This window comes from Hellea balneolensis DSM 19091 (genome assembly GCF_000428525.1).
Classification (GTDB): domain Bacteria; phylum Pseudomonadota; class Alphaproteobacteria; order Caulobacterales; family Maricaulaceae; genus Hellea; species Hellea balneolensis.
On record NZ_AUAC01000002.1, the window covers coordinates 666660 to 680582 of the forward strand.

Annotated in this window: 12 protein-coding genes; 1 reads left to right on the forward strand and 11 read right to left on the reverse strand. The window is 43.6% G+C overall.

Going from position 1 to position 13923, the window contains the following annotated elements:
• Positions 1-562 precede the first annotated feature (562 nt).
• From F569_RS0103380 to F569_RS0103420, 10 genes are all read right to left on the reverse strand, one after another.
• The gene (locus F569_RS0103380; protein ID WP_026941045.1) at positions 563-1879 is read right to left on the reverse strand and encodes an MFS transporter; all 1317 of its coding nucleotides are present in this window, start codon (positions 1877-1879) and stop codon (positions 563-565) included.
• Positions 1880-2243: 364 nt separating this feature from the next.
• Complete coding sequence (locus tag F569_RS0103385; RefSeq protein WP_026941046.1) at positions 2244-3929, reverse strand: AMP-binding protein; 1686 nt, start codon at positions 3927-3929, stop codon at positions 2244-2246.
• 89 nt (positions 3930-4018) lie between these two features.
• Positions 4019-5419 carry an aldehyde dehydrogenase family protein gene (locus F569_RS0103390; RefSeq protein ID WP_026941047.1) on the reverse strand — a complete coding sequence of 467 codons (1401 nt, stop codon included), beginning with the start codon at positions 5417-5419 and terminating at the stop codon, positions 4019-4021.
• Positions 5420-5478: 59 nt separating this feature from the next.
• The gene (locus tag F569_RS18720) at positions 5479-6009 is read right to left on the reverse strand and encodes a c-type cytochrome (protein ID WP_051279209.1); all 531 of its coding nucleotides are present in this window, start codon (positions 6007-6009) and stop codon (positions 5479-5481) included.
• Between the two features lies 1 nt (position 6010).
• Positions 6011-6622 (reverse strand): c-type cytochrome, encoded by a 612-nt coding sequence (locus F569_RS19825; RefSeq protein ID WP_051279211.1) that lies wholly within the window; start codon positions 6620-6622, stop codon positions 6011-6013.
• Positions 6615-7169 carry a methylamine dehydrogenase light chain gene (locus tag F569_RS20040; RefSeq protein ID WP_084168744.1) on the reverse strand — a complete coding sequence of 185 codons (555 nt, stop codon included), beginning with the start codon at positions 7167-7169 and terminating at the stop codon, positions 6615-6617. The genes F569_RS19825 and F569_RS20040 overlap by 8 nt, the downstream gene beginning before the upstream one ends.
• A gap of 2 nt (positions 7170-7171) precedes the next feature.
• Positions 7172-7795 (reverse strand): thioredoxin domain-containing protein, encoded by a 624-nt coding sequence (locus F569_RS0103405; RefSeq protein ID WP_026941050.1) that lies wholly within the window; start codon positions 7793-7795, stop codon positions 7172-7174.
• Positions 7788-8327, reverse strand: a complete 540-nt coding sequence (locus tag F569_RS0103410) for a MauE/DoxX family redox-associated membrane protein (protein ID WP_026941051.1) — start codon at positions 8325-8327, stop codon at positions 7788-7790. The genes F569_RS0103405 and F569_RS0103410 overlap by 8 nt, the downstream gene beginning before the upstream one ends.
• A gap of 6 nt (positions 8328-8333) precedes the next feature.
• Positions 8334-9518, reverse strand: a complete 1185-nt coding sequence (locus tag F569_RS16285) for an amine dehydrogenase large subunit (RefSeq protein ID WP_233353583.1) — start codon at positions 9516-9518, stop codon at positions 8334-8336.
• A 301-nt stretch (positions 9519-9819) separates the two neighbouring features.
• Positions 9820-12171 (reverse strand): TonB-dependent receptor, encoded by a 2352-nt coding sequence (locus tag F569_RS0103420; protein ID WP_026941052.1) that lies wholly within the window; start codon positions 12169-12171, stop codon positions 9820-9822.
• A gap of 173 nt (positions 12172-12344) precedes the next feature.
• Between F569_RS0103420 and F569_RS0103425 the strand changes: the two genes are divergently transcribed.
• The gene (locus tag F569_RS0103425) at positions 12345-13025 is read left to right on the forward strand and encodes a TetR/AcrR family transcriptional regulator (protein WP_051279215.1); all 681 of its coding nucleotides are present in this window, start codon (positions 12345-12347) and stop codon (positions 13023-13025) included.
• Between the two features lie 26 nt (positions 13026-13051).
• Here the strand turns inward: F569_RS0103425 and F569_RS0103430 are convergent, their stop codons facing one another.
• On the reverse strand, positions 13052-13867 hold the full coding sequence (locus tag F569_RS0103430; RefSeq protein WP_034387150.1) for an enoyl-CoA hydratase: 816 nt from the start codon (positions 13865-13867) through the stop codon (positions 13052-13054).
• Positions 13868-13923 lie beyond the last annotated feature (56 nt).

Sequence of the window (13923 nt, forward strand, 5' to 3'; positions counted from 1 at the left end):
CCCGCAAGGCGGCGGGGGTTGGCGGCAAGGAGGGCAGACAGGCGACGGGTAGTGAAGGCCCGGCGCAAGGGTTTAGGTAGGAGTATGTGGAGAGACTTTGAAGATTTTATCCTAAGCCCTTGCGGCGGGACTGCCCGTCGCCAGACTGACCGTCCGCCAACCCCCGACGACTGAGGAGGGAACAAATATCTAATGCCGGCGCGCCGCGCCGCTTACCGCCGCAGCGCAAGCGAGGAGCGCCAACCGAGGTGAAGCCGAGGGAATGATCAAAGCCCGAAAGGGTGGAGACAAAGCGAAGCGTGTCTCCATTCACGCGAGCGTGGCCCGAAGCGATAGCGAAGGGAGGCGCCCAAACTCATAATCACATCAGCTAAATTTTACTTCAGTTTGCAAAAATTCTAATGAAACAACTTTAAACTTAGCTAGGCTTCAAAGCGACCTTCATGACTTCCATACACCAAGTAAGTGAGTTCGTAATACCCAACGATGACTACGGGATCCCGTACGCCACCAAGACAAAATTAAAAGAACTATAGTCAGATCAGAAGCCAATTGTCTCCTTTTATGACAAATGTGATTTATCAACCTGCTTGGTCTGCCGCAAAAATAAAACTGTTAGGCCCGCGAAAAAGGAACCTGCCCCCATAATAAGAGCAACGCTTTGCAATGCTAGTCCAGCTGTAAAAAGAAAACCAGGGATCATCGGACCCAGAACAGCGCCACCTCGGCCAATGCCTAGAACTAAACCTGCGCCAGAACCCAATAGTGATGATTTGAAGGATGTCGCGAAGAGACCAAAAAAACCGGATATCGCCGCAAAGATTAATATTCCCGTAACAAAGCCAACCAACTTCATACTCTCAAGCGTTTCCGTGAAAAGCGGAAAACACCATATACCTATCGCTGCCATAAGGAGACTAACGATCATAATAAGTTTTATAGGAAGAAACCTAGCGGCTATGCTCATACCGATAGAACCGATCACGCCGCCCAGGCTAATTACTCCAAGAACTTTAGTCGCCTCTGACGCTGTATGGCCCAGATCTGTAACAATTGTCGGCAACCATTTTACGAAGTAATAATAAGTCGCGATATTGGCAAAATAAGCGAAAATAAGAATACATGTAATATTCAACATGCCTGGTTTAAATAAATGGATTACGTTTACTTTGATCAAGCCTTCAGCAGTTTGGGGAGAAAGGTTTTGCGGTGCTGGATGACCCAATCTTTTCATTGTTTTCTGTATCCGCTTTAATGTATCTTTAGGGCGCTTACGTTCAAGAAAAGAAATGGTTTCCGGCACAAAAACATAGACGAGCGGAATAAACGCCAAGCTTAGTGCAGCCCCCAGATAGAACGTTACGCGCCAATCATATTGTTTTAACAATGGTGCTAGGAAAGTAGCGCCTAAGTAGACTCCTAAAGGAAAGCCGCCCGCGACTAATACAACGGCGAGAGATCGGTTCTTATCATTACAAAAATCTGATGTTGTTGCTGTCGCCGTCGCAAGCAATCCCCCGATCCCTATACCTGTAAAAACTCTAGCCGCGCCTAAGATATATACATTGGGTGATATTCCAGCAATCGCCATACCTATTGTCAATATGATCAAACCCAACAACATTGTTGGCCTGCGCCCATATTGATCTGTTAATCCCCCAATAAATATTGACCCTAGTGCCATGCCCACTAATTCAAGTGGCAATATAAACCCTAACGCCGCCTTACTTAAGCCCCACTCTGCCGTCATTCCAGGCGCGGCAAATGCGATTGATAGGACATCATAACCATCTAAAGCGAGGATACCTATACAGAGAATGACAATGAGCCACTGTCCTCGTCCCATCGGGGCTTGTTTCAGCCTATCTATGGATGCCATAGTCTTACCCTGTTTTAGATAATACTAGTAATTTTTATACATTCGTACAAATTCTAATTGGTGAGATACGGCGATTTTTTACGAAGGGATAATGAAGACTATGTTTCTGTAAAGATATATCGATGCATTGCACGGTTTAATAAAAAATGCCCAGACAATGTCTGGGCAAGTTAATCGTATCCACTCGTACCTAGTGCACACTGATCCCATTTCGTCGGGGAACGAAACGAATTTTTGATTATTAGGACACTTTTTTACGGCGTATCCTTGTGTAGCTCCATCAAAGTCAACGCTTAATATTTCCTAGAATTTTGTAACCATGACTTAGATAGGGTGGGATGCATCTGAAATCAGAAGACTCTAATCAACCAAGTTCCTCTATCATCTGATCGCGCATAACAAATTTTTGCATCTTTCCTGTTACAGTCATCGGAAATTCAGTGACAATTTTTACAATCTTTGGGACTTTGAAATGGGTAATTTGACCCTGACAAAATGTGCGTATGTCTTGAGATGATAAGTTGGAACCAGGACGTAGTTGAACCCAAGCACAGACCTGTTCCCCATATTTTTCATCCGGTATTCCAAAAACTTGTGCTTCTGCGATTTGAGGATGGGTATAGAGATATTCTTCGACTTCACGTGGATATATATTTTCACCCCCGCGAATAATCATATCTTTAATACGGCCTGTAACTTTGACGTAGCCATCATGGTCCATTTCACCGAGATCACCGCTGTGAAGAAATCCATCACTATCTATAGTCTCGGCCGTACGTTCAGGCTCATTCCAATACCCCGCCATAACGCCATAACCTCGCGAGCAAATTTCTCCCTGCTCTCCTACAGCGGCAACGGTTCCGTCTTCGCGGAGAATTCTTTGTTCCCAATTATAATGAGCACGGCCAACGGTCGAGACGCGTTGCTCAAAAGTATCATCTATGGCCGTCATTGTATTAATCGGACTACATTCTGTTTGCCCATATCCAATCACTATTTCTGTTAGCTCCATATCATTTATAAGACGGTTCATTAGCTCAACGGGACATGTGGAACCCGCGATTATGCCTGTTCGAAGTGGTCCCACATCAAAGTCTTTGAAATTTGGCAAATCAAGCTGGGCTATGAACATAGTTGGCACGCCGTGCAAGGCCGTGCACTTTTCCTCAGAAACAACCCTCAGGGTCTGCTCTGCTTCAAAACCCTCGCCAGGAAAAATCATTGTTGCTCCGACGCTGACACATAGAAGGGAACCTAAAACCATACCGAAACAATGATACAATGGCACAGGAATACAAAGACGATCATTTGCAGTAAGATTCATCGTCCGAGCTGAGAAATAAGCATTATTTAGAATATTACTATGGCTGAGCGTCGCACCTTTAGGCGTACCTGTTGTTCCGCTCGTAAATTGGATATTAATATGATCAACGGGCGAGAGTTTTAAAGACAAAGCTCTGGACACATCTTTATCTTCTTGGGTTCCCATATCCAGAACATCATTAAAGTTATACATTCCGTTTGTTATAGCATCGCCCATGCGTATAATAATTTTGAGATGAGGAAGTTTTTCAGAATTTAGCTTTCCAAGGACAGATGTTTCTAGCTCTGGCGCCAATTCTAAAAGCATGTCTAAGTACATGCTGGTTTTAAAAGACTCTGCTGTGATAAGCGCTTTGCATCCAACTTTATTCAAAACATATTCAAGTTCGAACAAACGATATGCGGGATTAACACAAACCATTATTGCGCCAATTTTCGCTGTCGCAAATTGTGTCAAAACCCATTCAACTCGGTTAGGTGACCAGATTCCCACACGGTCCCCTATCCCAATACCCAATCTAACAAGGCCTGCAGCCAATCTGTCTACCTGTGCATTAAACTTTTCATAGCTCCAATGAATGTTTTGTTGAGGCATTATGAGAGCTGGATGATTTGGGTTTTGCTTTGTGATCTCTTCAAGTTTTTGACCAATAGTCATATCAAGAAGTGTTGCTTTTTCGCCAACATAAATTGCTTTTTTATAGACAGAATTTCTTGCCTGAGTCATTTCACGTCCATTCACATTATCATTCGAAGGTGCACCAAAAATTCACCCAAGTTGAAAATTCAACTAGGGTGGATTTTTGTACGACTTAATTATTTAGCTATATTAAGCACTTGAACTTGAGTGTATTCCTCTAGGCCCTCAGCAGACTGCTCCACGCCAATGCCGGAAGATTTGAAACCGGCCATTGGAATGTGCGGGCCAATATTAATGTGCTGATTAACCCAGACACTACCGCTCTCAATTTGAACAGCTACATCAGCAGCTTTATCCACATCGGACGACCAAACAGAGGCCCCCAAACCATAATCAGAATTGTTAGCGCGAGAAACAGCGTCATCTAAATCTGTGTACTTGATTACAGGCAAAACCGGGCCGAACTGTTCAAGATCGACAATATCGTCACCATCTGTGACATCCCGAACAATTGTAGGGCGGATGAAGTAACCAGATTTATTCTCTACAACGCCTCCTGATACAATTTTTCCGTCTTTCTTTGCCGACTCTAGCAAATTTTTTACAAGTTCATATTGAGCTTTGTTTTGAATAGGCCCCATGGTGACCCCTTGTTCCAGCCCATCTCCTACAATTGCCGCATCAGCAATTTTTCCGAGTTCATCACACATGTCATCATAGATGTCTTCATGCACATAAGCCCGTTTAACAGCCAAACACACCTGACCCGCATTTAGAAAAGCGCCGCCATAAATCTGAGCGGCAGTTTCAGGTACATTGACATCTGGCATGACGATAGAGGGATCATTTCCGCCAAGTTCTAATGTCACTCGCTTGAGGCTTCCAGAAGAGGAAGACATGATTTTCTTACCTGTCGCCGTAGACCCTGTGAAGCTGACCTTAGCGACATCCGGATGTCCAGTAAGTAGCGGGCCGAGGTCATTCTCATCTGTAACAATATTAACAACACCAGCAGGAATGAACTCATTGCAAAGCTCAAGAATTTTCAAAATAGTGACTGGCGTTGTCGGTGCTGGTTTCACAACAATTGTATTGCCAGAAATCAGTGCCGGGCCGATCTTCCAGAATGGCACCAGGACTGGAAAGTTCCAAGGACATATACCAGCTACAACTCCCAGAGGGACGCGGCGCATTTGTATCTTAAAGTCATCATCATCTTGGATTGTTCGACCTGATACTGATAGAGTAGCATAATGACGCAAATACCCTTCAGCCCATGCCATTTCGCCCATTGCTTCCGCTAGGGGTTTCCCCTGTTCTTGGGTCATTAAGCGTGCAAGCATATCGGCATTAGACGCTATAACATCGGCCATTTGATTGACCATGCCTTGCCGTTCGCTTTCTGGGCGCGCTGCCCATGCTGGGAAGGCGTTTTTTGCAGCTGAAACAGCATTATTTATATCATCTTTAGTACCTTTAGGTACAGCGGCGAAAACCTCTTCAGTGGCAGGGTTTAAAACATTAATCTTGGAATCACTTCCAACCAGTTCCCCATTTATTAGCATTTTTTGAAACATACCATTTTCCTTTATATTGCTTCAGTTACGCACCTCTTCGGGCGCTTATTCAGTTATAATTATTCATGTGTTTTAGACGTTATGGTCATCGCTTTTATAAGGGCAGCCCGCTGCTCTAAAATCGTATGGTCCAGAGGTGCTTGACGATACTCCCCTATCTCTTGTGCTGTGATACCTGAAAATTTTGACGGGATATTCAAAGGGTCATATGTCAAAAACATCCAATTTACTAAATCAGCCAAGTCTTCATCTGAAAGCGGGGAATTTGTTATTCCGTTGACCTGAGATAAATACTTTCGCCCGCCAGGTACTTGTAAAAATCGAGATACATTTCCGTTCATGTTCGGCATATCCGGCCCTAGACCTACCGCCCCTGATTTATGGCATCCTTGACAATTTAGCATCCAGTTTTGCTTTGCAAGGCGAGGGTTATTAATACGAAGCTCACCGTAAGATACCTCTGAATTCACTTCTATGAACGACGGATCCTTGGGGTCTGAATTGGCCAAAGCAATAGAGCCAATCAACAAAACCAACATAAGGGCAAAGCCAGTTTTGGTCACACCTGACGTAGTTGAACCGACACACATATCACCTTACGCTCTCAAAAGCTGGGTCTCTAAGTTCCCTGACTTTACGGCCTGATATACGGCCATATTTAGTTTTTGTTGCTGCAACAAATTCTGGTGTATAGAGGCGCTCATCTTCTTTTAGAAAGCCGTTGAACTCTTCTAGTAAGTAATTTAATAGTGCGCTGGTTTTCTCAGGATTTAACCCCCCTTGAGCCGGCATCACGCCTTTATAGGATTGGCCGTTTACAGTGAGTTCTCCCGCAACACCATAATTAGCCACAAGCACAAGATATTCTTTACCTAAATCACTATCCATTAATGAGGCAATCTCCCCCTTAAGCGGAGGAAAGGCGCCCGGAACACCCTCACCTGTCGGCAAATGGCAAGCTGCACAACGCTTATAAAGCTTCGCTCCATCTACCCGAGTGGTATTTCTAGTGACTTTTATAGGAGCAGTAGACTGTTTCGGCGGAGCGATAACAATAGGTTCGGTCTTTGGCGGTGTTTGCGGTGGGTTAACTTTGTGCGCGCTTTTATCACCACATCCTGCTAATAAAAGAATGCTAACGCACACTATAAGCACAACCGATGTGGGCCAATCATGTTTACGATGTAAGTACGCATTAACCATCTAGTGCCACTCCAATGAGAACAGCTGTAGAGCAATTATAAATCTGGCTTTCTGTTCCAAGGCACCAATTGATGTCATTATTCAACTGTGGGCGGATCATTGGACGATCCCCCTCATTGCGATTACATAGACAACGCCCACAACTGGAACGGCCACAACAATCATTATAAGAAATAATATAATTCCGGTTATCTGCAGGGTTTTGGCAAGTACCGATCCATGTTATTGGCGACATTTCTGTACCTGGCGGACAACTACTCGCCGAGCCTCCACAACACGAACACAAGAATCCATCAATGGCGCAATACCGCCAATAATCACAGCTCGTTGGATCACCGGGATCTTGTGGGTTACCCGTAGATTGCGCTCCAACTCCCGGGTATTTTGATGCTGACGCTGGATTGGCGTGAGCCCGATAGACGGGCAACAACGGTACAACTGCTGTGCCTACCACAACTGTTCCAATTTTTGTTAAAAAGCCTCTTCTTGAGCTTTTATGCGCAATTTTCCGTGTGGTTTTCTCTGTTAGTTTATCTAAAAACTTCATATCTAAGCCTTTTTGTCTTGAGGTTTGCGAGAACCGCGATTTAAATACTCCTGAATAGAAGCCACGCCGTGTTCTTTAGCCTCGAATAGGCTCTCAATATGCTCACGCGTATTCACCATGCCCATTGACGCCACCAATCCATTCTCGTCTATCAACACGGCATATGGTAGCTTAGCCACGCTGTAAGCACGCCCTAAGGCTTCTGAGAGAACGTAAGGTGTATCATCCATTTTCTGCGATTTACGAATATCTTGATGGATAGATTCAAGCCCGCCATCACTAGCTAGAATTCCGTCCACCCAATCACTTTCCCTTGCTAAAGCAGAGCGCAGCGCTGGCATTAGATTTTTACAAATCGGACAATCCGGCGATAGAAAGAACAATAAAGTCGACCGACCATTCGTTTCTGTCGATCCAATTTTTATGCTATCCCCATCAATTGTTTGCACAGGAACCATAGGGGCTTTTGACCCCACCTTTAATGTTTCATTCATAGACAACGCTCCAGCTGGCGCTATGCGCTCATGTAAAACGCCCACTTGCCTTGCGAGTGCAAGGCATAGCGTGCCAATGATAATAACGGCGCCCCATAAGAGCACTTGAGATACGATTAGAGCCTCAAACATAACCCGTCGCTTTCATTTTTTGAAAATTTGAATAAAGGGAGATAACCGCCAAGAATGACACAGATAAAAAAGCAAGAGCCAAGACTACATTTACCCAATCCAACAGCCCCAAATGACGAGAGCCTGTCGGTATTAGCATCGTCATCATAGCTGCCATCAATAGAAGGTTACGATAAATATAAGACTTCATCTTACCACCGCCATCACCAGAGCCCTCACCCCAATGACAACCACAATCGCTCAGCTCATGACCACGCAAAGTGTTAAATATGAGAAGTAAAGTATATACCGCGAGAAGAGCGACACTACCAAAAAGACCGATGCTTGATTTCAGAGCTAAAGCTGCAGCTACTGAAATTTCAATTACAGGTACAGCCATAGCCATCAAACCAATCAAGCGCTTTGGAAAAAGCTCATAACCTGTCAAAACCTGTATAAACCATTGAAAATTATTGAGCTTGTGAAGCCCAGACAAAGCCCAAAAAATAGCGAACCCTAGAGACACTGGCATCAATATGAGCGGATCAATCATGATCTTTTATTTCGCTGCATGAAGAAGAAAGGGCGTTGCCGTATCATTGACGATAATCGACCGCTGTAAGTTGCCATCAAAAGAATAAACCTCAAGACCCATTTCTAAATTTGTGACAACAAGGTGACCATCAGCCCCCCTAGTCGCTTCGATCGATAGTCCGCCTTTATCGAGCTTTATGGCGCCAATTTTCTTTTTAGCTTCGACGTCAAAAATCCAGACTTCGGAGCCCCCTGCTTTATGGCTGCCTTCTTCGCCGTTATTTTGCATCAAAACGAAAAGGTTTCCGTTTGGCTGAGCCGTCACAACTTGCCACCCGCTCGGTCTCCAGTTATCTTTCCTTTCTGCAGGAGTGACTAAGGACCATTCTTCCAATGGGATAGCCTGCTCAGTGCCGACACTAATGGGGCGCACATTTCCTGTAAATGTTGGAAAATATTGCGTATTTCCCACACGGGCCGACTTCATAAACATTGCATCATCATCAATGTCGTTAAACGACTCACTTATTGTCCGCGAAACATCAGCTCCATCAATAACAAATGATGCGACCTTGCCGTCACCGCATAAAGTCGCAAATGCGGCCCCCCTTAACGGGAAGGTCAACGCACATCCAGGAGTAGGAATTTCAGTGACAATTTCTCGGCTTACCATATCAATCACTGAAATTGACGACGCCGGCGTAAAGTTCCACAGGAGTGCTAGCTTCTCATCATTGATTAGCTGCAAGGACCCTTTTTGAATAACTGATTGCCCTCGCTTTCCGCCCGGCAAGAGAATTTCATCTTTTATATTCAACGTCGCCATATCATAAATCGTCAGCACATCGGTCTTTTTGCCGTGAGTGCCGCGTGAATAATAAGTTTCAGAAACATACAGCTCATTCCGGCTCTTTGACTGAGCGAACGAAGCCATTTGCGCCGCATTGATCATGCCTTTAAATTCGAGTGTATCAGCAGCCGTATCTATAATATTGATATTCCCATCCAAGATCGAATAGAAATTCATATTATGAGCAAAAATATAATTCGAAGGATAATCGGACGGTAATTCCTGCACCAAACCCACCTCTTCGATTTCAAGCTCCGGCAAACCTTCAAACTCACTGGAAACCACAACTCCGTCACTAGCAGAACTATTGGACTTTGGGCGCTCACCTTCTACGCATGCAGCTAATGACGTCGTTAACATTAATCCGAGAATGAATTTTCGCATATTTAACCCTCAATGCAGTGGCGAACACTTAGTTCTCGCCCAGAATCTACTGATATTTAACATCACTTGATTTCAATTTTATACATATGTACAAAATTGGTCAATAGTATAATGTTATAAAATTAATACCTTCAACTTGACTGAAATGTAGTCAAGAAAACAACACCGCGATCAGAGCACTTAACCAGAAATAAAATATACCCCAGACCAAGCCTGGGGTTCAGTCGATTTAGTAAGGCACTGGCATATTGCAGCGTATTTTTTATGCTAAATGAATTTAGAAATCGACGTTAAGTGAGACATTCCACATCCGTGGACGCCCATAATATTGTTCAATCATCCCGAAAAAACCGCCTGCGTCTAACGTTCCCGACAGATCGAATGTTTGAACAAGATATTCCTCTCCAAATATATTGCTTACACCTACTGCCAAATCCCATGGCTGCTCTTCTGGAGATAAAGTCACGGAACCATTTACAACAGCGTATCCATCCTCGATGGAACTCGCAGCCCCAGATAAGTTGAATACGTGCTCAGAACGATATTCAGCATCCGCTTGAAACGCTACGCTATAATCATTACTTACAGGAACTTCATACCGAACAAGTCCGTTCAGGTTCCATTCCGGTGTCTGCACAGGGACAATATCACCCTGGCGGAATGCAGCTGAGATTAAACTTCCATCGGATGCAATTGCATCTGTGTTGACACCAGCCACGTCAGAAACGTTTGAATTAATGTACCCAACTCCCAAGAGAACATCCAAACCTTCAGCAGGATTAGCCTGCAATTCCGCCTCAAAGCCATAATTTTCAGCGTTCGCATTTTGAGTAAATGTGTCAAGTCCAATTATAGAGAAGGCTTGATAGTCTGTGTAATCATAGAAATAAGCCGAGGCATTCAACCTGGCCCTTCCGTCGGCAAAAGTTTTCTTAAACCCTGCTTCATAGGCGTTGAGAGTCTCAGGCTCGTATTCATAAAAGCTTGCATCAATAATACCAGGTAATAAAGGCGCATTAAAACCGCCCCCACGTACCCCACGGTTATACCCGCCATAAAGCAATAGATCATCATTCACTTGATAATTAAGCACAGCTCTCAATGACCACATTTCATCAGACCGATCTCCTGTAAATGAAGGTACAAGATCGGGTGCGATTAGCTGAGTACGCGGATCGCGCCCACTTGTTGCATTTTCATCAAACAACACGCCATTATTATTATACTGAAAGTCTTTACTCTCACTAATAAAACGTCCGCCCAAAATCAAAGTAAGTTGATCACTAAGATCATAATCAACTTGACCAAAAATTGAGAAAGATTCCGTCTCTTGCGTATATGGATTGTCTACACCATTGAAACCGGCATTAGCGACTTCTGCATCCAGATTATCAAAGTCGACATTACTTGGGTTTTGTCCTGACAACAAATTGACAAAGTTTGCTATGAAGCCCGGCGCTATACCGCCATTTTGATCATCAATATCTATATTAATATAGTAGCCACCCGCCACCCATTTAAACTTATCAGCACTTCCAGAAAGCCTGATTTCCTGTGAGAACTGCTTAGCGTCTGTTGTAAGAAAAAAATTAAAGAAATTAAATGGTGAAGCATCGGAATCCTCAATATAATCTCGGTCTGTTGATTGATAATCGGTGATTGAAGTTAACTCCAAGCTATCACCGAATCTGTAATTACCTGTTGCCGTAAAACTGTAGGTTTCTAGCTGGTTGCGACCTGGAAAATCATACGAACCCGCGTAAATATCACCATCAAGATCCGTATATCCACCGATAGCTGGATTAGGTGATGACGGCTGCCCTGCTCCTGTAGGCAGTGGGGCACTGACATATTCAAAGAAACCAGTCCGAATATCTTGAGAACCATAACGAGCCGCCAACAATAAATCAAAATCATCAGTTGGCTTAAAACTCAACTGCGCCCGACCCGCCACATCATTTGCATTATTCAGACTTCTGTCTGGACGAAGTCTATTTTCGACATAGCCATCGCCCTGATGAGTTGCAAATGAAACACGTGCAGCAACTGTATCACTGATAGGGGCGTTTAGCGCGCCTTGAACTTTAATTCGATCGTAGCTCCCGTATGACGCATTCACGTAGCCCCCAAATTCCTCTTGAGGCTTGACTGAAATATAATGAACTAGCCCGCCCGTTGCATTTCTTCCAAACAGCGTCCCTTGCGGCCCACGCAAAATCTCTACACGTTCCGTATCAAAAAGTTGAAATCCGCTGCCTGATGATTGACTGATATAAGTTTCATCCACATATAGCGCCACTGGGCTCTCAACATTAGTGGTGAAGTCCGAATTAGAAGCTCCACGGATCGCAACGGAATAATTTGACTCTCCATTTGGCTGCACAGTGCTCACACCCGGAGCTAGAGCGGTAATCTGCTGGGCATTTGTATACCCCAAAGCTTTGATTTGCTTCTCACTCAGCGCCGTAACAGAAATCGCAACATCTTGCACAGATTCTGCTCTCTTGGTTGCTGTGACGATGATTTCATCCTCAAATACCTGCGCATAAGCAGGGCTAGACAAACCTATCCCTACCAACACGGGTATAACAGCAGCTCCATTTAACCAATTTAATTTAGTACGTTCCACGAGAGTCCCCTTTTTGACTTTATATATCATTAACAATACCAATTAGGACATATAACCAAACTTGGTCAAGTGTATTATTTTGGTCAATCGTACTATTTTAATAATTGTAACATATTTACTACACACCACGAATTTTTGTTAGATTAATTTCTATTCGGTGCTAGCTTATCCCAATGGAAACACATCCTCTATATGGCGAACTGAAAATCACTCGCAAAAAATCGGGCTATTCACGTGGAAAGAATGGTTACGAACATATTTTGTTCGCAACTTTAAATATATTGATAGAAGAAGGGTACAACTCTATCAGTTTTCGAAATATTGCAAAAGCTTGCGATATGAATGTTGGAAATGTAAATTATTACTTTTCATCGAAACAAGAATTAATCAGACAATTACTCGAAGCGATCATCGGCCATTACGAAGATGAATTTGACAAAAGTCTTGATCAAGATGGTATCGCTGCTGAAGATCGGCTAAGGGCTTATATCACAATTGTGTTAGAGGATATAAAGACAAAAAAGACAACGCGGTTGTTTCCAGAACTTTGGGTCCTTGCTAACCAAGACTCTTTTGTAGCGGACAGAGTAGAAGCCCTATATCGTCGCGCTCGTACTTATCTGAATAAAATAATATTAGATCTTAATCCCGACCTCCCTGCAAAAGAACGCGAAACACTCGCGCTTTTTCTATCTGCATCAATGGAGGGCATGACTACTTTCGCCGGATATAATAAACCGTGGGCCGATCATATGGAATTGATCATCAATATAACAACGAAGTCTTTTCTTGATCTCGTAAAAAACATTACAGTCAATGATATATCGGCTCTCAGCAATTCGAAAAAATCTTGATTGTATATCCAAGCCTAGAGCATTACTCACACTCTGATTAAGTGCCCCCCCCCCCAATTTGCTGGGCGCTTTTCTAAGAATGCCGAAACACCTTCCTGTGCATGTTCATTCATCATATTTTCAACCATAACATTTGAGCAATACTCATAGGCCTGAGCTAGAGGCATTTCAGTTTGAGTGTAAAACGCCCCCTTGCCTATTGACAGAACCGCGCTTGATTTTGACATTATCTTTTTAGCAATTTCTGACGTTGTTAAAGCCAGGTCGTCACTCTCCACAACTCGGTTTAGAAGTCCAATATTTTGTGCATGACCTGCGCTTATCATATCCCCAGTTAAGAGCATTTCCATGGCGTGCTTATGAGTAACATTTCTAGAGAGAGCGACCATAGGCGTGGAACAAAATAAGCCGATATTGACTCCGGGTGTTGCAAATCGAGACGTCCTAGAGGCATAGGCCAAATCGCAGCTTGCAATGAGCTGACATCCCGCCGCAGTAGCAACACCATCAATTTGCGCTATAACGGGCTTAGAGTTTTTAACAATGGCTTGCATAACCGACGCACATAAATTCATAAGCTCTTGAAAAAAAGCTAAACCGCCGTCTTCAGACTTTCTGGCAATAGTAATTTCTTTTAGATCGTGGCCCGCACTAAACACTGGGCCATTCGCTGTAATTAAAACGACTTTAATAGCTTTGTTGTCATGAGCTCCCTTTAGCTCAGCAAGCAATTTCTGCAGAAGGGATTTGGAAAGTGCATTTCGACGAGAACTATCATTTAAAGTCAGCCTAAGAATTCCATTTTCCAAGCCAGTAAGTAGAATATCAGAATTTATTTCCATGAATAAATGCCTTATTTTAGGGCCGTATATGAGGTATATTTTCTATCTGCGAAATA